General features: G+C 70.2%; 17 protein-coding genes. 5 read left to right on the top strand and 12 right to left on the bottom strand.

Annotated features, from left to right (window positions below; all coding sequences use genetic code 11):
- Positions 1–11 precede the first annotated feature (11 nt).
- From purH to cutA, 11 genes are all read right to left on the bottom strand, one after another.
- Entirely contained in the window at positions 12–1,571 is a 1,560-nt protein-coding gene (gene purH, locus G8346_RS14370) for a bifunctional phosphoribosylaminoimidazolecarboxamide formyltransferase/IMP cyclohydrolase (protein ID WP_166052512.1), read from the bottom strand.
- Between the two features lie 17 nt (positions 1,572–1,588).
- Complete coding sequence (locus tag G8346_RS14365; protein WP_370520668.1) at positions 1,589–1,876, bottom strand: helix-turn-helix domain-containing protein; 288 nt, start codon at positions 1,874–1,876, stop codon at positions 1,589–1,591.
- Between the two features lie 14 nt (positions 1,877–1,890).
- Positions 1,891–2,886 carry a tRNA dihydrouridine synthase DusB gene (dusB, locus tag G8346_RS14360; RefSeq protein WP_166052510.1) on the bottom strand — a complete coding sequence of 332 codons (996 nt, stop codon included), beginning with the start codon at positions 2,884–2,886 and terminating at the stop codon, positions 1,891–1,893.
- A 28-nt stretch (positions 2,887–2,914) separates the two neighbouring features.
- Positions 2,915–4,189: a zinc-ribbon and DUF3426 domain-containing protein gene (locus G8346_RS14355; RefSeq protein ID WP_240901519.1), complete on the bottom strand. Its 1,275-nt coding sequence runs from the start codon at positions 4,187–4,189 to the stop codon at positions 2,915–2,917.
- Positions 4,189–5,124, bottom strand: coding sequence for a 50S ribosomal protein L11 methyltransferase (gene prmA, locus G8346_RS14350; protein WP_166052506.1), 936 nt, complete (start codon positions 5,122–5,124; stop codon positions 4,189–4,191). The genes G8346_RS14355 and prmA overlap by 1 nt, the downstream gene beginning before the upstream one ends.
- Positions 5,125–5,140: 16 nt before the next feature.
- Entirely contained in the window at positions 5,141–6,481 is a 1,341-nt protein-coding gene (gene accC, locus G8346_RS14345; RefSeq protein ID WP_166052504.1) for an acetyl-CoA carboxylase biotin carboxylase subunit, read from the bottom strand.
- Positions 6,482–6,487: 6 nt separating this feature from the next.
- Positions 6,488–6,943, bottom strand: a complete 456-nt coding sequence (gene accB / locus G8346_RS14340) for an acetyl-CoA carboxylase biotin carboxyl carrier protein (protein WP_166052502.1) — start codon at positions 6,941–6,943, stop codon at positions 6,488–6,490.
- Positions 6,944–6,945: 2 nt separating this feature from the next.
- A complete protein-coding gene (gene aroQ / locus G8346_RS14335) occupies positions 6,946–7,398 on the bottom strand; it encodes a type II 3-dehydroquinate dehydratase (RefSeq protein WP_166052500.1) in 453 nt (150 codons plus the stop codon).
- A 104-nt stretch (positions 7,399–7,502) separates the two neighbouring features.
- Positions 7,503–8,018, bottom strand: a complete 516-nt coding sequence (locus G8346_RS14330) for a TlpA disulfide reductase family protein (RefSeq protein WP_166052499.1) — start codon at positions 8,016–8,018, stop codon at positions 7,503–7,505.
- Complete coding sequence (gene dsbD / locus G8346_RS14325) at positions 8,015–10,285, bottom strand: protein-disulfide reductase DsbD (protein WP_166052497.1); 2,271 nt, start codon at positions 10,283–10,285, stop codon at positions 8,015–8,017. Before dsbD ends, G8346_RS14330 begins: the two co-directional genes overlap by 4 nt.
- A 13-nt stretch (positions 10,286–10,298) precedes the next feature.
- On the bottom strand, positions 10,299–10,637 hold the full coding sequence (cutA, locus tag G8346_RS14320) for a divalent-cation tolerance protein CutA (protein ID WP_166052495.1): 339 nt from the start codon (positions 10,635–10,637) through the stop codon (positions 10,299–10,301).
- Positions 10,638–10,837: 200 nt separating this feature from the next.
- Here cutA and groES point away from each other — a divergent pair, with 200 nt between their 5' ends.
- The 5 genes from groES to G8346_RS14295 all read left to right on the top strand — a co-directional run bounded on the left by groES (position 10,838) and on the right by G8346_RS14295 (position 16,804).
- Complete coding sequence (groES, locus tag G8346_RS14315; RefSeq protein ID WP_166052493.1) at positions 10,838–11,128, top strand: co-chaperone GroES; 291 nt, start codon at positions 10,838–10,840, stop codon at positions 11,126–11,128.
- A 52-nt stretch (positions 11,129–11,180) separates the two neighbouring features.
- A complete protein-coding gene (gene groL / locus G8346_RS14310; RefSeq protein WP_166052491.1) occupies positions 11,181–12,806 on the top strand; it encodes a chaperonin GroEL in 1,626 nt (541 codons plus the stop codon).
- Positions 12,807–12,917: 111 nt separating this feature from the next.
- Positions 12,918–15,824, top strand: a complete 2,907-nt coding sequence (gene glnE / locus G8346_RS14305; RefSeq protein WP_166052489.1) for a bifunctional [glutamate--ammonia ligase]-adenylyl-L-tyrosine phosphorylase/[glutamate--ammonia-ligase] adenylyltransferase — start codon at positions 12,918–12,920, stop codon at positions 15,822–15,824.
- Positions 15,825–15,849: 25 nt separating this feature from the next.
- Positions 15,850–16,059 carry a zinc-finger domain-containing protein gene (locus G8346_RS14300; protein WP_166052487.1) on the top strand — a complete coding sequence of 70 codons (210 nt, stop codon included), beginning with the start codon at positions 15,850–15,852 and terminating at the stop codon, positions 16,057–16,059.
- A gap of 13 nt (positions 16,060–16,072) precedes the next feature.
- Positions 16,073–16,804 carry a 3-deoxy-D-manno-octulosonic acid kinase gene (locus G8346_RS14295; protein ID WP_166052485.1) on the top strand — a complete coding sequence of 244 codons (732 nt, stop codon included), beginning with the start codon at positions 16,073–16,075 and terminating at the stop codon, positions 16,802–16,804.
- On the opposite strand, the gene lpxL is transcribed toward G8346_RS14295, so the two are convergent.
- Positions 16,759–17,718, bottom strand: coding sequence for an LpxL/LpxP family Kdo(2)-lipid IV(A) lauroyl/palmitoleoyl acyltransferase (lpxL, locus tag G8346_RS14290; RefSeq protein ID WP_166052483.1), 960 nt, complete (start codon positions 17,716–17,718; stop codon positions 16,759–16,761). The genes G8346_RS14295 and lpxL overlap by 46 nt on opposite strands.
- Positions 17,719–17,766 lie beyond the last annotated feature (48 nt).

Here is a 17,766-nt window from a genome sequence, read left to right as displayed (position 1 = left end):
CATTCCCGGCTTCAGTGCCGGAAGTGGCGCATCCCGGTGAATACCATGGCGAGGCCGTGCTCGTCCGCCGCCTTGACCACTTCCGCATCGCGCACCGATCCACCCGGCTGGATGATGGCGGTCGCGCCGTGCTCCGCCGCCGCGTCCACGTTGTCGCGGAAGGGGAAAAAGGCGTCCGACGCCATGACCGAGCCCTTCACGGCGAGCCCGGCATCCGCCGCCTTGATGGTGGCGATGCGCGTGCTGTAGATCCGGCTCATCTGCCCCGCGCCGATGCCGATGGTGGTGGTGTCCTTGCAGAACACGATGGCGTTCGACTTGACGAAGCGCACGACCTTCCAGGCGAACATCAGGTCTTTCATCTCGCGCTCGGTCGGGGCGCGCCGGCTCACGACCTTGACTTCTGCCGGGTCCATCTCGGCTGCGTCGACGTCTTGCACCAGCAGGGCGCCGCCGATGCTGCGCAACTGGATGGTGCCGATCGGTGCGTCGTGCCACCGCCCGGTCACCAGCGCCCGGATATTGGGCTTGGTGGCGAGCACCTCCTCGGCACCGGGCGCGAGGGAGGGCGCGACCAGGACCTCGACGAACTGTCGCTTGAGGATGGTCTCGGCGGTGCCGGGGTCGAGCGGGCGGTTAAAGGCGATGATGCCGCCGAAAGCGGACACGGGGTCTGTGGTGTAGGCGCGCCGATAGGCGTCGAGAATGTCGTCGGCCGTCGCCACGCCGCAGGGGTTGGCGTGCTTGACGATGACGCAGGCCGGCTCCGCGAACTGTTTCACGCATTCCAGCGCGGCGTCCGCGTCGAGCAGGTTGTTGTAGGACAGCGCCTTGCCCTGGACCTGCCGCGCAGCACCGATGGTGCCCGCGCGCTGCATGCCCAGGGAGTAAACCGCGGCGCGCTGGTGCGGGTTCTCGCCATAACGCAACTGCATGACCTTGCGCGTCGGCAGCACGAGGTCGTCAGGCATATGGGAGCCGTCCATATCCGACTGCCAGCCCAGCCAGTGGGCGATGGCCGAGTCGTAACTGGCGACGTGCGCGAAGGCCTTGCCGGCCAGCTGGAGCCGCATCTCGTAAGGCACTTCCCTGGCTGCGCGCAGCGCCGTGAGCACCGTGTCATAGTCGTTCGGTTCCACGACGACGGTCACCGCATCGTGGTTCTTCGCCGCCGCGCGCAGCATCGCCGGGCCGCCGATGTCGATCTGTTCGACGATCTCGTCGGGCGTGCGGTCCGGGTCGGACGCCGTCTCGCGGAAGGGGTAGAGATTCACCGCCAGGAGGTCGATCGGCTCGATGCCGTGGCTCGCCATCACGGCCTCGTCGACGCCGCGGCGTCCCAGCAGGCCGCCGTGCACGCGCGGGTGCAGCGTCTTGATGCGCCCGCCCATGATCTCGGGAAAACCCGTCAGGTCGGAGACGTCCCGCACCTCGAGGCCGCCCTGGCGCAGGACGGTGGCCGTGCCGCCGGTGGAGAGGATCTCGACGCCGAGATCAGCCAGGCCGCGGGCGAAGTCGACCACGCCATGCTTGTCGGAAACGCTGATCAGCGCGCGCTTGATATGTGCCATGTGAGATCCGCTGGCGTTCAGTCGAGCAGGCCGTGGCGCCGCAGTTTCTTGCGCAGCGTGCCGCGGTTGATGCCGAGGATGTCGGCTGCCTGGCTCTGGTTCCCGCCGGTATAGTCGAGCACGGCGCGGAACAGGGGCTTTTCCACTTCCCCGATGACGAGGTCGTAAAGCTCTTCCGGCTTGTGGCCGTTCAGGGTGTGGAAATAGCTCTCGAGAGCTTCCCGGGCCATGTTGCCGAGAGCGCCGTCGCGGGCGCCGGCGCGCCCGTTCCCGTTCGGCGCTGCCTGTTTCTTGTCGCTGGACACTGCGCTGTTCCCCGTCACGCTGCGAGCCCTTCATGCAGGGCTTCTTCGAAATATTTTTCAACGAGCTCCAATTGCGCGCGCGCATCCTCGAGTTGGACGAAGCGGCGGCGAAGCGCTTCTCCTCCCGGCCGGCCGGCCAGGTACCAGCCGAGGTGCTTGCGTGCGGTCCTCACGCCGCGCGCGCTGCCGTAGAAGCGGTGCAGGGCGTCGAGGTGGGCGAGGATGATATCACGGACCTCGGCGGCTTCGGGGGGCGGCAGGGGCTCGCCGGTGCGCAGCAGGTGGCGGACCTCGCGGAAGATCCACGGCCGGCCCTGGGCGGCGCGCCCGATCATCACGCCGTCAACCCCCGTAGAGGCCAGCACGGCCCGCGCGTCCTCGGGCGTGCGCACGTCGCCGTTGGCGATCACGGGGATGTCGACCGCGGCTTTCAGCGCCCGAATGGAGTCGTACTCGGCGCGCCCGCCGTAGGCGCAGGCGCGCGTGCGTCCGTGTACCGCGATCGCGGCGATCCCGGCCTGCGCCGCGATCTGCCCGATGCGCAACAGGTTGCGCTGCTCGGGGCTCCAGCCGGTACGTGTCTTTAGAGTGACCGGGACCCCCTGCGGCGCCACCGCCTCGACCACCGCCTCGAGTATGCGTGACACCAGCGTCTCGTCCCGCAGCAGTGCGGAACCGGCGGCGCGGTTGCAGACTTTCTTTGCCGGGCAGCCCATGTTGATGTCGATGACCTGGGCCCCGAGCGCCACGTTGGCGCGCGCGGCCGCCGCCATCATCTGCGGCTCGCCGCCGGCGATCTGCACCATGACGGGGTCGCCCTCGCCGGCGTGATCCAGCCGGTGCCGGCTTTTCGGCGTGTCCCACAGGCGCTGGTCGGCGCTGACCATCTCGGTCGCCGCATAGCTCGCGCCGAGCTGCCGGCACAGCGCGCGAAAGGGTCGGTCGGTGACGCCCGCCATCGGCGCCAGCGGCACCACGGGGTCGTCGAACAGGTACGGGCCGATGCGCATCGCCTGTGCTCGCGGGCCTGCGGCCCGACTAGCGGAAGGTCTCGGCGCCGCAGGCGGGCTCGCCGGTGCCGGACTCGAGGCAGAAGTCGACCCTGAAGCCCTCGGCGCGGGCGCCGGGGTCAGGCACTTCGATGGTGGTGCGGACGCGCCCGCCAGCCGGCAGGCGCCGTCCGCGCGAATAGCCCTCGAGGTACTCGGCCGGCGCCACGTCCTGGCTGCCGACGCGGCGCCCGAAGCGGTCCTCCAGCACCACCCGCAGCACCGGGTAAGGCTGCGCGAAGTCGGCCGAGTTGAGGAACTCCACCGCCACGATCAGGCGCTCCGGTTGCGTCGGATCCGCCTCCGCCTCCCACTTCAGGGCGCGGAATTTCTCCGGGCTCCAGCGGGGCGTCGCGGCGACGCCCAGCAGGGCGTATATCGGGCCCATCACCGCCTCGCCGGCGGGGTGACGCAGCAAGGTGCCGCGCTGGGCATGCGCCCAGGCCCCGGCGATGACGAGGAGCGCCACGGCGACCACGCCCACGGCCAGGCCGCGTCGGCGCCGCGGCGGTCCTGCGGCGAACTCGGGCACCTCGACGTCCTCGTCGGCGTCCTGCGCCTGTGCCGCCGCAGCGCTGCTGCTGCGGCGCTCCGGCGCGTCGACATCATGGTCGCCGGCGTCTCCGTCCGGTGCCGCTTCGGGCCGGGCGGAGAGCGGGGATTCACTGGCGTCGTCGTCCGTGTCCGCGCCGACGAACGGCTCGCCGAAGGTCTCGCCGACGTGCATGGCGTCCGCGTCGAGCCGGAAGGGTGAGTCGGGATCGAACACCACTTCTTCCGCGTCCGCACCCGCGTCCACGGCGTCTTCGTGCCCGGTGTCCTCGTGCCCGGTGTCGTCTTCCCATGCGCCCGCGCTCTCGCCGCCGGCATGGTCTTCCCAGTCCTCTTCCACGGTGTCGTCCAGCACGGGCGTGACGGCCTCCGCAGCGGCCTCCGCATCCGTCGCCAGCGCTTCCGCCGCCGCCCCCTCATGCTCCGGCTGCTCTTCCGCGCCGATGAGGGACTCCAGCTCCTCGAGGAACGCCTCCTCGTCGCGCGCCTGCACGGCGTCCGCGCTTTCGTCCTCTGCAGCGACCGTCACCGCCGGCGGCGGCTCGGGCTCGCGCGGGCGTGCCGGTGGTTCTGCGGGCGGGGTTTCGCTCAGGGATCCGAGCGCATCGAAGGTGGCATCGCATTCGCCGCACACTACGGTCCCGTCCGCGGCACGCAGCTCCGCCGCCGAAATGTGGAACACCGTCAAGCACTCGGGGCAACGCGTAAACATCAGTCCTCGACCTTTCTCCTGCCCGCCAGCCGGGCCCAACCCTCCCGGATCTCGGGCTGTTCGATTTCGAACCAGGTCGCGGCGCGCTCGGACAGCGGCGCCGCCTGGTCGGCAAGAATACCCGAGAGCGCGAGCCGCCCGCCCGGCCGCAGTCGCGCCGCGAACTCGGGCAGCAGTTCGTGCAGCGGACCCGCGAGTATGTTCGCCAGCAGGATATCTGCTTTGCGGCTGGCGAGCACGGTATCCAGCCCCTCCGGGTCACAGGTGACCACCTGCCCGGCGACGTCGTTCGCGACGGCGTTCTCGCGCGTCGCCAGCAAGGCCTGCGGATCGAGGTCGACGCCGACGGCCGAACGGGCGCCGAGCTTCAGTGCGGCGACGGCGAGGATGCCGGAGCCGCAGCCGTAGTCGATCACCAGCGCGCCGGCCAGCGGCATGTCGCCACCCGTGTCCGGCTGGGCCAGGGCGTCGAGCCATTCCAGGCACAGCGCGGTGGTGGGGTGGTTGCCGGTGCCGAAGGCGAGGCCGGGATCGAGTCTCACCACCACGCTGCCTTCCGGCGCGTCCTGCCCGCCCGGCACCACGGCGAGACGGCGGCCGAAGCGCCGCGGCCCGAAGTCGCGCAGCCATTCCCGTTCCCATGCGCGGCCGGCCAGGCGTGACGGTCGCCATGCCACGCCGGGCGCGCGCTGCGACAGCTCGGCCAGGATGCGCAATGGGTCGGCATCGCCCGGGAACAGACCGGTGATGCATAGCGTCGGCCACAGCGGTGTTTCCCCGGGCAGGGGCTCCAGCACCGGCTGGTCTTCCGCGTCCAGCAGCGTGACCGCCATGGCGCCCGCTGCGAGCAGGTCCGCTTCGGCAGTCTCCGCCTGTTCGCGCGGCAGCGTGGCCGAGACCTCGAGCCAGTCGGGATGGGCCGGAGCGGACGGCATGCGCGACGCCGCCGGCCTAGAGGCCGAGGCGCTTTTCGAGGTAGTGGATGTCGGTGCCGCCGGCCTTGAAGGCGCTGTGGCTGAAGATCTCCTGGTGCAGCGGGATGTTGGTGCGGATCCCCTCCACCACGATCTCGGTCAGCGCCGTCTGCATGCGCGCCAGCGCCGAGTCCCGCGTGGGGCCGTGCGCGATGAGCTTGCCGATCATGCTGTCGTAGAACGGCGGCACCTGGTAGCCGGAGTAGACGTGGCTGTCGACGCGGATGCCGGGACCGCCCGGGGCATGCCACTGGCGCACCGGGCCGGGGCTCGGCATGAAGGTCTTCGGGTCCTCGGCGTTGATGCGGCACTCGATGGCGTGGCCGCGCAGGACGATGTCCTCCTGGCGCATCCGCAGCGGCTGGCCGGCGGCGATGCGCAGCTGCTCCTGCACGATGTCGATGCCGGTGATCATCTCCGTGATCGGGTGCTCGACCTGCACACGCGTGTTCATCTCGATGAAGTAGAACTCGCCGTCCTGGTAGAGGAACTCGAAGGTGCCCGCGCCGCGGTAGCCGATCTCCAGGCAGGCGTCCACGCAGCGCTGGCCGATGGCGGCGCGCTGCTCGGCGCTGATGCCGGGCGCCGGCGCCTCCTCGATGACTTTCTGGTGGCGCCGCTGCATGGAGCAGTCGCGCTCGCCCAGGTGGACTGCGTGCCCCTGGCCGTCGGCCAGCACCTGGAACTCGACGTGGCGCGGCCGATCGAGGAACTTCTCCAGGTACACCGTCTCGTTGCCGAAGGCGGCGAGCGCCTCGCTGCGCGTCACGGTGATGGCGTTGACGAGCGTGGCGTCAGAATGCACCACGCGCATGCCGCGGCCGCCGCCGCCGCCGGAGGCCTTCACCAGCACCGGGTAGCCGATGCGCCGGGCGATCTTCAGGTTCTCCTCCGGATCGTCGCCGAGCGGGCCGTCGGAGCCGGGCACGCAGGGGATGCCGGCGGCCTTCATGGCGCGGATGGCCGAGACCTTGTCGCCCATGAGGCGGATGGTCTCGGCGCGCGGCCCGATGAAGACGAAGCCGCTGTTCTCGACGCGCTCGGCGAAGTCCGCGTTCTCGGACAGGAAACCGTAGCCGGGATGAATGGCGACGGCGTCGGTCACCTCCGCGGCGCTGATGATGGCCGGCATGTTGAGATAGCTCTGCGCCGAGGGTGGCGGTCCGATGCACACCGACTCGTCCGCCAGCAGCACATGCTTCTGCGCGCGGTCGGCGGTGGAGTGGACCGCGACCGTCTTGATGCCCATCTCGCGGCAGGCACGCAGGATGCGCAGCGCGATCTCGCCGCGATTGGCGATGACGATCTTGTCCAGCACGCGCCGTTACTCGATGACGAACAGTGGCTGGTCGAACTCGACCGGCTCGCCGTTCTCGGCCAGGATCGCCACCACGGTGCCGGCGGCGTCGCTCTCGATCTGGTTCATCATCTTCATGGCCTCGATGATGCAGAGCGTGTCGCCGACCTCGACCTTGCTGCCGATCTGCACGAAGGGCTTGGCGCCCGGCGCCGCGGCGCCGTAGAACGTGCCGACCATCGGCGCGGTCACCGTATGGCCGGCGGGCGGCGGTGGCGGCGGCGCGGCGGCCGGTTCGCTGCCTGCGGCGGCTGCGCCTGGCGCGCCGACGGCGTAGGTCACGGGCTGGGGCGGCGGCGCCCAGCCGGGTGTCGAGGCGTGGCGGCTGATGCGCACCGATTCCTCGCCCTCGTGGATCTCGATCTCGGAGATGCCCGATTCCTCGAGCAGCTCAATGAGCTTCTTTACCTTGCGTATATCCATGTTCAGTTCCTGTCGCTGCCGCGCAGCAGGGCGTCTGCGGCGCGGATGGCCAGTTCGTAGCCGAGCGGGCCGAGGCCGGAGATGACGCCGGCCGCTACGGCGGAAAAATAGGAGCGCCGCCGGAAGGGTTCCCGGCCGTGCACGTTGGACAAGTGGACCTCGATGAAAGGGATCGCCACGGCAGTGAGCGCGTCACGCAACGCCACGCTGGTGTGCGTGAAGGCCGCCGGGTTGATGATGATGACGCCGGTCCCGGCGCTGCCCGCCGCCTGGACGCGGTGGATGAGCTCGTGCTCGGCATTGGACTGCATGCAGTCCAGCTCGTGGCCGAGTTCGCGCGCCAGTTCGCGGCACCGCTGCTCGATGGATTCCAGCGTGACCGTGCCGTAGAGGTCGGGCTCGCGGTCGCCGAGCAGGTTCAGGTTGGGTCCGTTCAGCAGCAGGAGGCGGCTCATCGTGGTGCGACTCGTCCAACTCGGGCAGTTTCAGGTGAGATCGCCGCAAGTCTATAACTTTTCGCGGCAAAGTTGCACGAGTTGCCTGTTGCGGCGCACCAGCCTCAGAGCAGGCGCGAGAGGATCTCCTCGATCTCGGCGCGGTGGATCTCGCCGGTGTGGATATGGCGGATGCGCCCGGCCCGATCGGTGAAGGCGGTGAACGGCAGGCCGATGAAGTTCTCGGCATACGCCTGGGCCAGGTTCATGGCCTCTTCCTGGCCCACCACGACCGGGTAGTTGAAAGCAAAATCGGCGGCAAACTCGGCCACCGCCTCGGTCTCGTCCACGGCAATGCCGATGACCGTCACGCCGCGGTCGCGGTACTCGTCCTGGATCTCCACCAGCAGCGGGATCTCGCGGATGCAGGGCGGGCACCAGGTGGCCCAGAAATTGACCACGCGGATGTCGCCGTCCCACTCGTCGCTGGAGCGGGCCACGCCGTCCAGGTCCGGCAGCGTGAATTCAGGCGCCGGGCGGGCCTGCGTGCCGAAGCCGCCGCCGGCCAGTCCCTGGTAGAGCAGGAAGCCGGCGACGGCGGAGGCCAGCAGCAACAGGACCAGCGCGACGATCTTCCTCACGGCCGCTCTCCTGCGCTGTCCTGGGCCGTGCGCACGTGCTGGGCGAAGCGCTCCGCGGGGACGAAGCCGAGCAGCCGGTAAGGCCGCAGCTCGTCGCCGTCCGGCCCGAAGAACAGCGTGGCGGGCGGGCCGAAGATGTTGAAGCGGTTCATGAGCTCGCGATCGGCGTCGTCGTTTGCGGTCACGTCGGCCTTGAGCAGCAGCGTGTCGCCCAGCGCGGCCTGCACGGCCGGCTCGGGGAAGGTGTAGCGCTCCATGCGCTTGCAGTCCACGCACCAGTCGGCATAAAAGTCGAGCAGGGTGGTGCGCCCGGCAGCGCCCGCCGCGCGCAGTTCGCGCTCCAGGTCGGCGACCGTCTTGATCACCTTGAACTCGCGGGTCGTGGCGGTGGCGGCGATTCCCTGGGCCGGTGCGCGCAGGCCGGACAGTGGCTGCCACGGGGACTGGCCCCCGGCGGCGGCGCCGACCAGCAGCACGGCGCCATACAGCAGGCTCATCAGCCCGAGGCCCTTGGCGATGCGGCGTCCCGGGCCCGCGTCGGGCTTGAGCGGCTCGACCGCGCCGAGGAACACGGCGGCGAGCAACAGCAGCCCCGCCCACAGCGCCAGCGTCACGGCCGGCGGCACGATCCGCTCCAGCATCCACACGGCCACCGCCAGCAGCAGCAGCCCGAACAGGTTGTTGACGTGCACCATCCAGGCGCCGGCGCGCGGCAAGATCTTGCCCGCGGAAGCGCCGAAGGCCAGCAACGGCGCGCCCATGCCCATCGACAGCGCGAACAGCGCGGCGCCGCCGCGCACCGGGTCGCCGGTGGCGCCGATCACGATCAGCGCCGCGGCCAGCGGCGCCGCCACGCACGGTCCCACGATGAGAGCGGAGAACACGCCCATGGCGCCCGCTCCGATCCAGGTGCCCGAGCGCTGGCGGTTGGACAGGTTGATCAGCTTCGCCTGCAACGAGGCCGGCACCTGCAGCTCGTAGAAGCCGAACATGGCCAGCGCCAGCAGCAGGAAGACGACGGCGAAGCCCGACAGCACCGCCGGATGCTGGAATGCGGCCTGCAGGTTGTAGCCGAGCAGGGCCACCACGACCCCGGCGATGGTGTAGGTCAGCGCCATGGCCAGCACGAATACGGCCGAAAGCGAGAAAGCCCGCCGCGTCGTCAGGCCGGCGCCCTGGCCGACGATCAGCCCGGACAGGATGGGCACCATGGGCAGCACGCAGGGCGTGAATGCCAGCAGCAGTCCGAGGCCGAAAAACACGCCGAGCACGGCCGGCAGCGAGCCGTCGCTGATCAGCGCCGCGAGGCGATCGGTTTCGGACACGGGGGCCTGGCCGGCGGCCGCGCCGCTGATCGCGTTGCCTGCGCTGCCCGCTCTGCTCGTGGCGCCGGCCGCGCCCGCAGGCGCTGCGCCGAGCCCGGCCAGGGTGACGGTCCACTTCTCCGGCGGGTAGCAGATGCCGTCCTTGGCGCAGCCCTGGTAGCGAGCCACCAGCGCCTCGACTCCTTGCGGCGGCACCACGCTGGTGGCGGCCGAGTCGAACAACACTTCGACGTCGCCGAAGGTCTCGTCATGAATGATTTCACCGGCGGGGAAACCCGCGGGCAGCTCGACGCCGTCGGCACTGACGCCGAACTTGTCGCGGTAGAGGTAATAGCCCGGCGCGATGTCCCACTCCAGCACGATGCGCTCGCCGTCGCGCCAGGCGCGCGTCTTGAAGGCCTCCTGCGGCGGCAGGAAGGCCTGCTGGCCCGGGGCCCCGTTGCCGGTGAGGAAGGACAGCAAGGAACGCCGCGGTCGTTCCGCGGCGGGCCCCGGCGTGCCGGCGGCAGGTCCGGGCGCCGCGGCGGCTGCGGACGCGACTTCGGCCTGCCAGGTCTGCGGCGGCAGGCACACGCCGATGTCGGCGCAGCCCTGGGAGCGGATTTCGATGGGGAAGGGGGCGTCGCCGGGCGCGCCGGTCATGGGGACGCGGATCTCGAAGTCGCCGCGATGGATCGTCGTGGCGCCGAAGAACTCGTCCTCGTAGGGCAGGCCGGCCGGCATCACCGGCTCGCCCAGGCTGACGGCCGGGTCGAGGCTGCGGAAACCGAAGCGGTCCTGGTACATGTAGTAGCCGTCGGCGGCCTGCCAGCGCACCACGACCTCGCCGCCCTCGTGCACGGCGGTGTAACGGAAGGCTTGCTCCGCGCGCAGCAGCTGCGGCTCGGCCGCAGCGGACAGGGACAGCAGCGTGCCGAGCGCCAGCAGGATCAGTCTCAACATTATTCTTCGCCGTTCATGAGCCGGAAGCGCCGGCCACGCTGCTGCGCACCCAGTCGAGGTAGCCTGCGAGGCCCCCGGTTACAGGGACAGCCACGACCTCCGGAAGTTCGTAGGGGTGCAGTGCCTTGATACGCGCGCTGAGGTCATCGAGTCGTGCCGGGGTGGACTTGATGAGCAGCAGGATCTCGCGTTCTTCCTCCACGCGCCCTTCCCAGCGAAAGTTCGACACCACGCCGGGCAGGCGATTCACGCACGCCGCCAGGCCTTCCTCGACCAGGGCGCGGGCGATGTCGCCGGCCGCGTCACCTTCCGGACAAGTACAGAGCACGACAATACATTGCGGTTCAGTCACTTGCGCAGTTCCGCCGAATTTCGTGGCCGCCAAGGATAGCGGCCCGGCCCGGTTCACGCCATGCGTAGGCGTCCACCCTTGACTCCGGCCGATCCGTCCCTATTATTAGCACTCACTCGGGGTGAGTGCTAACAGTCTCGCCCGTCAAAATGGTCCGGGTTGGATTCCACAACCCAATGAATTTCAAGGAGAAAGCGAATATGAAGATTCGTCCGCTTCATGACCGGGTCGTTATCAAGCGTCTCGAGGAAGAGCGCACTTCGCCGGGCGGCATCGTCATTCCCGACACTGCCACCGAGAAGCCGATCCGCGGTGAAGTGATCGCCGTGGGCAACGGCAAGATCCTCGAGAACGGCGAAACCCGCCCGCTCGACCTGAAGGTGGGCGATCGCGTCCTCTTCGGCAAGTACAGCGGCACCGAGGTGAAGGTCGACGGCGAAGACGTGCTCGTGATGCGCGAAGACGACGTCATGGCCGTGCTCGAGGGCTGAGCGCCCCGCACCTCCTTCCCAGCGAACACAGATACCCAAGGAGCAGACATCCATGGCTGCAAAAGAAGTCAAGTTCAGTGATGAAGCGCGTGGCCGCATGGTCCGCGGCGTCAACATCCTCGCCAACGCCGTCAAGGTGACCCTCGGCCCGAAGGGCCGCAACGCCGTGCTCGAGAAGAGCTTCGGTTCGCCGACCGTGACCAAGGACGGCGTCTCCGTCGCCAAGGAAATCGAGCTGCAGGACCGGTTCGAGAACATGGGCGCGCAGATGGTGAAGGAAGTCGCCTCGCAGACCTCCGACGAGGCCGGCGACGGCACCACCACCGCCACCGTGCTGGCGCAGGCGATCCTGCGCGAGGGCATGAAGTCAGTGGCTGCCGGCATGAACCCGATGGACCTGAAGCGCGGCATCGACAAGGCCACCGCCAGCATCATCGCCGAGCTGAAGAAGTTGTCGAAGCCCTGCGAGGACCGCAAGGCCATCGCCCAGGTCGGCACGATTTCGGCCAACGGCGACAGCGAGATCGGCAACCGCATCGCCGAGGCGATGGACAAGGTCGGCAAGGAAGGCGTGATCACCGTCGAGGACGGCTCGGGCCTGGAGAGCGAGCTGGACGTGGTCGAGGGCATGCAGTTCGACCGCGGCTACCTCTCGCCATACTTCATCAATGACCAGCAGACCCAGTCGGTGGTGCTCGAGAACCCCTACATCCTGCTGCACGACAAGAAGATCTCGAACATCCGCGAGATGCTGCCGCTGCTGGAGGCCGTCGCCAAGTCCGGCCGTCCGCTGCTGATCGTGTCCGAGGACGTCGAGGGCGAGGCGCTGGCAACGCTGGTGGTGAACACCATCCGCGGCATCGTCAAGGTCGCCGCCGTGAAGGCGCCGGGCTTCGGCGACCGCCGCAAGGCCATGCTGCAGGACATCGCCATCCTGACCGGCGGCACGGTGATCTCCGAGGAAGTCGGCCTGCAGCTCGAGAAGGCCTCCCTGGCCGACCTCGGCGAGGCGAAGAAGGTGCAGGTCACCAAGGAGAACACCACCATCATCGACGGCCACGGCAAGGCCGACGACATCAAGGGCCGCATCGAGCAGATCCGCGCCCAGATCGAGGACGCCACCTCCGACTACGACAAGGAGAAGCTGCAGGAGCGGGTCGCCAAGCTCGCCGGCGGCGTCGCCGTGATCAAGGTCGGTGCGGCCACCGAGGTCGAGATGAAGGAGAAGAAGGCCCGCGTCGAAGACGCGCTGCACGCCACGCGCGCGGCGGTCGAGGAGGGCGTGGTCCCGGGCGGCGGCGTGGCGCTGGTGCGCGCGGTGGCCGAGCTGGGCAAGCTCAAGGGCGACAACCACGACCAGGACATGGGCGTGAAGATCCTGCTCCGCGCTGCCGAGGAGCCGCTGCGCCAGATCGTCGCCAATGCGGGCGAGGATGGCTCCGTGGTGCTCAACAAGGTGCGCGAAGGCAAGGGCAACTACGGCTACAACGCTGCGTCCAGCGAGTACGGCGACCTGATCGACATGGGCATCCTGGATCCCACCAAGGTCACCCGCCTGGCGCTGCAGAACGCCGCTTCCGTGGCCGGCCTGTTGCTCACCACCGAAGTGATGATCGCGGAAATGCCGAAGGACGATGAGAAGGCGCCCGCGATGCCTGACATGGACGGCATGATGTAAGTATCCGCACAGTCGCGGAGACGCAGAGACCGGAAGGGCCGGGCGGCAATGTCGCCCGGCCCTTTCTTTTGCCGCGCCGCTCCGGCCGGCACGCTGATATCCTCTGCAGCGATGACATCATCCGCCGCGACCGATCCGGTGGCCGCCGGCCTGGCGGCCCTGCCCGAACCCCTGCAGCGTGACCTGCCTGAACGCTGGCGTCGCTTCGCCGCGCAATGGCCGGACGAGGCCGGCGATTTCGCCGCTGTGGCGGCGCTGGCGGAGGCGGCACCGCGGGTGTGGGCTGCCAGCGAGTTCGTCGTCGAGCATGCCCTGCGCGGCGGTGCGCAGTTGCATGCCCTGGCCACCGCGGCGCAGCAGCCGTGGACGCCGGGTACGTTGCTGGGCGCGGCGGGGGAGCTGCTGGGCGGCGTCGCGGACGAGGCCGAGGCGATGACGCGACTGCGCGCCTTCCGCCGCGGCGAGATGCTGCGCATCGCCTGGCGCGACCTGGCCGGGTGGGCTGTGCTGGAAGAAACCCTCGGGCACCTCAGCGAGCTGGCCGAGGTCTGCATCCGGGCCGCCGATGACTGGGTGCATGCACGCCTGAGCGCGCGGCACGGCCAGCCGCGCGGGTCGGACGGCGTGGTGCAACGCCTGCTGGTGATCGCCATGGGCAAGCTCGGCGGCGGCGAGCTCAATTTCTCCTCCGACATCGACCTGGTGTTTCTCTACCCGGAGGCCGGCGAGACCGACGGCGAGCGGCCGCTGAGCAACGAGCAGTTCTTCACCCGCGCCGGGCGCGAGCTGATCCGCCTGCTGGACGAAGTGACGGCCGACGGCTTCGTGTTCCGGGTCGACATGCGCCTGCGCCCCTTCGGCGAGAGCGGCCCGCTGGCCATGAGCCTGACCGCGTTCGCGAATTACCTGCAGCAACACGGTCGCGCCTGGGAGCGCTATGCCTATGTGAAGGCGCGCGCCGTGACCGGCCACCGCGCCGGCATGGGGCTCTACCGCGACGTGCTGCGGCCTTTCGTGTTCCGCCGCTACCTGGACTTCGGCCTGTTCGAGGCGCTGCGCGACATGAAGCAGAAGATCGCCGCGGAGGTGGAGCGGCGCGAGCTGCGCGGCAACATCAAGCTGGGGCGCGGGGGCATCCGCGAGATCGAGTTCATCGTCCAGTGCCTGCAGCTGTTGCGCGGCGGCGCCGATCCGCGCCTGCGGCAGCAGGGGCTGCCGGCCGCCCTGGCGCGGCTCGAGGAGACCGGCCAGCTGCCAGCGGAGGCGGTGCAGGAGTTGCGCGCCGCCTGGCGTTTCCTGCGCCTCACGGAGAACCGGCTCCAGGCCTGGCAGGATCGCCAGACCCACGACCTGCCGACCGACGAGGTCGGTCGACTGCGACTGGCTTTCGCCATGGGCTGCGAAGACTGGCAGGCGTTTCGCACCCGGCTGGACGGCCACCTGGCCCGGGTGGATACGTGGTTCCGGCACCAGACGGCGGGCGTGAGTGCGGACCAGGGCGCGGACGGGCTGGCCGCGGCCTGGCGCGGCGACGCCGGCGAGAAGGCTGCGCTGGATGGCCTGGCGCATGCCGGCTATGCGGCGCCGGAGCGCGCCCTGGAGGCCATGCGCAGCGTGGCGGATGCTGGCTGGTACCGGCGCCTGGACGAGACGGCACGGCAGCGCCTCGGCACCCTGGTGCCCGCGCTGGCGCGGGGCGCGTGTGAGCTCGAGGCGCCGGAGGAGGCGCTCGAGCGCCTGCTGCGCGTGGTCAGCGCGATCGGCGGGCGCAGTGCCTACTTCGCCCTGCTGAACGAGAACCCCGCTGCGCTGCGCCGCTTCATCACGCTGTGCGGCGGCAGCGAGTTCCTCGCCGGCCAGGTGGCGGTGCATCCGTTGCTGCTGGACGACCTCATCGACCCGCGGGTGATGGAGTCGCCGCCGGGACGGGACCAGCTCGGCGTGGAGCTCGAGGAGCGTCTCGCCGGGGTCGAGCCGGAGGATCTCGAGGGGCTGATGGACGCGCTGCGCAATTTCCAGCGTGCCGCCGTGTTCCGCGTGGCGGTGGCCGACCTGACGGGCCGCCTGCCGGTCATGAAGGTCAGCGACCAGCTCACCTGGATCGCGGAGGTGCTGCTGGAAGCATGCGTGCGCATCGCGCGCGACGACGCCGAACGGCGCCACGGCCGTCCGCTGTGCGGCGACGACGAGGACGCATTGTCGCCCTGTCACATGGCGGTCATCGGCTACGGCAAGCTGGGCGGGATCGAGCTCGGCTACGGTTCCGACCTCGACCTGGTGTTCGTGCACGACGCGGCGGGCGAGATCCAGCGCAGCGAGGGCCCGGCGGTCATCGAGACCGGCATGCTGTTCGCGCGCATGACGCGGCGCATCGTGCACCTGCTGGCGACGCCCACGGGGGCCGGCGTGCTTTACGAGGTGGACACGCGGCTGCGTCCGAGCGGGAAGGGCGGGCTGCTGGTGACCGGGCTCAACGCCTTCGAGTCCTACCAGCGCGAGCGCGCCTGGACCTGGGAGCACCAGGCACTGCTGCGCGCCAGGGCGGTGGCCGGGGACCCGGGTGTGCGCGCGGCCTTCGCGGCCTTGCGCGAGCGCGTCCTGGTCGAAGCAGTGCGGCGCGAAAACCTGCGCGCGGAAGTGGCCGCGATGCGCGAGCGCATGCGCAGCGAGCTGTCTTCCGGGACGCAGGCGCTGTTCGATATCAAGCAGGACGCGGGCGGCGTGGCCGATATCGAGTTCATGGTGCAGTACCTGGTGCTGCAACACGCTGCCGAGCGGCCGGCGCTGCTGCGCTGGAGCGATAACGTGCGCCAGCTCGAGGACCTGCGTGATGCCGGCCTGCTGGACCCCGCGGACAGTGCGCTGCTGCACGAGGCTTACCTGGAGTTCCGCCAGCGCCTGCATCGCCAGGCGCTGGCCGGCGCCCCCGGGGTGGCGCCGGTCGCGGAGGTGGCGGCACTGCGCGACCGGGTGCAGGCGCTGTGGCAGCGCATCATGGAGGCGCCCGGCCCGCTATAATGCGCCCCACATTGCGGGAGCGACCATGGCCGGAGAAGAACCCCTCGACGCCAACACCGAGTGCCTCTACCGGGTCACGCGCAGCGACCTGCCGCTGTCGTGCCCGACGCCGGCGATGAAGTTGTGGAACTCGCACCCGCGCGTCTACCTGCCCATCGAGGCCACGGGCAGCGCGAAGTGCCCCTACTGCGGCGCCGTGTTCGTGCTGGCCGACGCGCCGGGCGCGCCCGAGTGAGGCCCGCGCGGCCGTGAACGCCGCGCTCGCGCAGGGCGCCGGCTGGGGGCTGCTGTACGATCCGGCCCTGGTCGCGGCGCCCGGCCCGGGTTTCATCGCCTCCCTGCGTGCGCGCGCCCCGGCCGGGCTCGCCGAGCGCGGTCGCGGCGAAGTGGTGTTCGTGCCGGCCCCGGGCGGCGAGTGGGCCGTGCGGCACTACCGCCGCGGCGGCCTGTTCGGTCGCCTCGTGCAGGATCGCTATGCCTGGCTCGGTGCGGAGCGGACGCGCTGTTACCGCGAATGGCGCATGCTCGCGGCGCTCGCGGAACTCGGCCTGCCTGTGCCCGGGCCGGTCGCCGCGGCCTGGCGCCGCGCCGGGCCCTGGTACCGCGCGGATCTCGTCACGCAGCGCATTCCGTCCGCCGTACCCCTCTCGAGCCGGCTCGCGCAGGGCGAGGCGGTCGACTGGCGCGAGCTCGGCGCGACGATCTGGCGCTTCCATGCTGCCGGCGCCTGCCACGCGGACCTGAATGCGCACAACATCATGCTCGACGCAGCGGGTGCCGCCTGGTTGCTGGACTTTGATCGCGGTCGTTTCCGGGCGCCGGGCGCCTGGCGCGAGCACAACCTGGCGCGGCTCGAGCGCTCACTGCGCAAGATCGCGCGCGATGCGACGATGCCGCCCTTCAGTTCTGGGGGCTGGGGCCTGCTGCTGGCGGGTTACGCCGAGGCGCGCCGCTTGCGCTTGCGGCCCAGCGGGCCGTAGTGGTCCTCGCCCGCGGCGCCCGCTGGCTTGAAGCGCCGATGCACCCACAGGTACTGCTCGGGGCACAGCCGGATGCGCTCCTCCAGCAGGTGGTTGATGCGCAGCGCATCCGCATCGGGGTCTGACCCCGGAAAGTCCTTGAGTGGCGGGAGAATTTCCAGGCGGTAGCCACCGCGCCCCGGCAGCCGCACGGGAAAAAAAGGGATCACCGGCGCCTGGCCCAGCCGGGCGAAGGCGGAGGTCGCCGTGTTGGTGGGCGCGGGCACGCCGAAAAACGGGACCACGGCGCTGTACTTGCCGCGCTTGTGAGCCTGGTCGGGCGCATACCAGACCAGGTGGTTGGTGCGCAGCGCGCGGATCATGGCGCGCACGTCGGTCTTGACGAAGGCCTGGCGCGCGGAGCGCTCGCGCCCGCGGCGCATGATCTCTTCGAACAGCGGATTACGATGCGGCCGGTACATGGCGCTGACCGGCGCCACGCGAGTGAGGAACCGCCCACCGAGGTCGAGGGTGGTGAAGTGGCCCGTGAGCATGATCGCGCCGTGGCCTGCAGCGAGCGCCGCCTCGGCATGCTCCAGGCCGGACACTTCGACCAGGCGCGAGATGCGCGCGTCGCTGGCCCACCAGCACATCCCGGTCTCGATGATGGACATGCCGAGTGACTCGAAGTGCCGCCGCAACAGCTCGCGGCGCGCGGCGGCGTCGAGCTCGGGGAAGGCGAGCTCCAGGTTGCGCGCGGCGATCGCCCGCCGCTGGCGCGCGAACACCAGCGCCGTACGACCGATGATGCGCCCCGCGATCCGTTGCGCGCCGTAGGGCAGCGCGACCAGCAACCGCACTGCGCCGAGCGCGAGCCAGACCGGCCAGTAGCGCGGGGCAAGGAAACGGTACAGGGGCGTGGAGGTGCTGCTCAAGCTGGTGTCCGGTGCGGAGCGGGCGTGCAATTTGCCGGCATTATAGCC

Source organism: Thioalkalivibrio sp. XN279 (genome assembly GCF_011089885.1).
In the GTDB taxonomy this organism is placed as follows: domain Bacteria; phylum Pseudomonadota; class Gammaproteobacteria; order Steroidobacterales; family XN24; genus XN24.
This window is presented reverse-complemented; position numbering and strand designations above follow the sequence as displayed.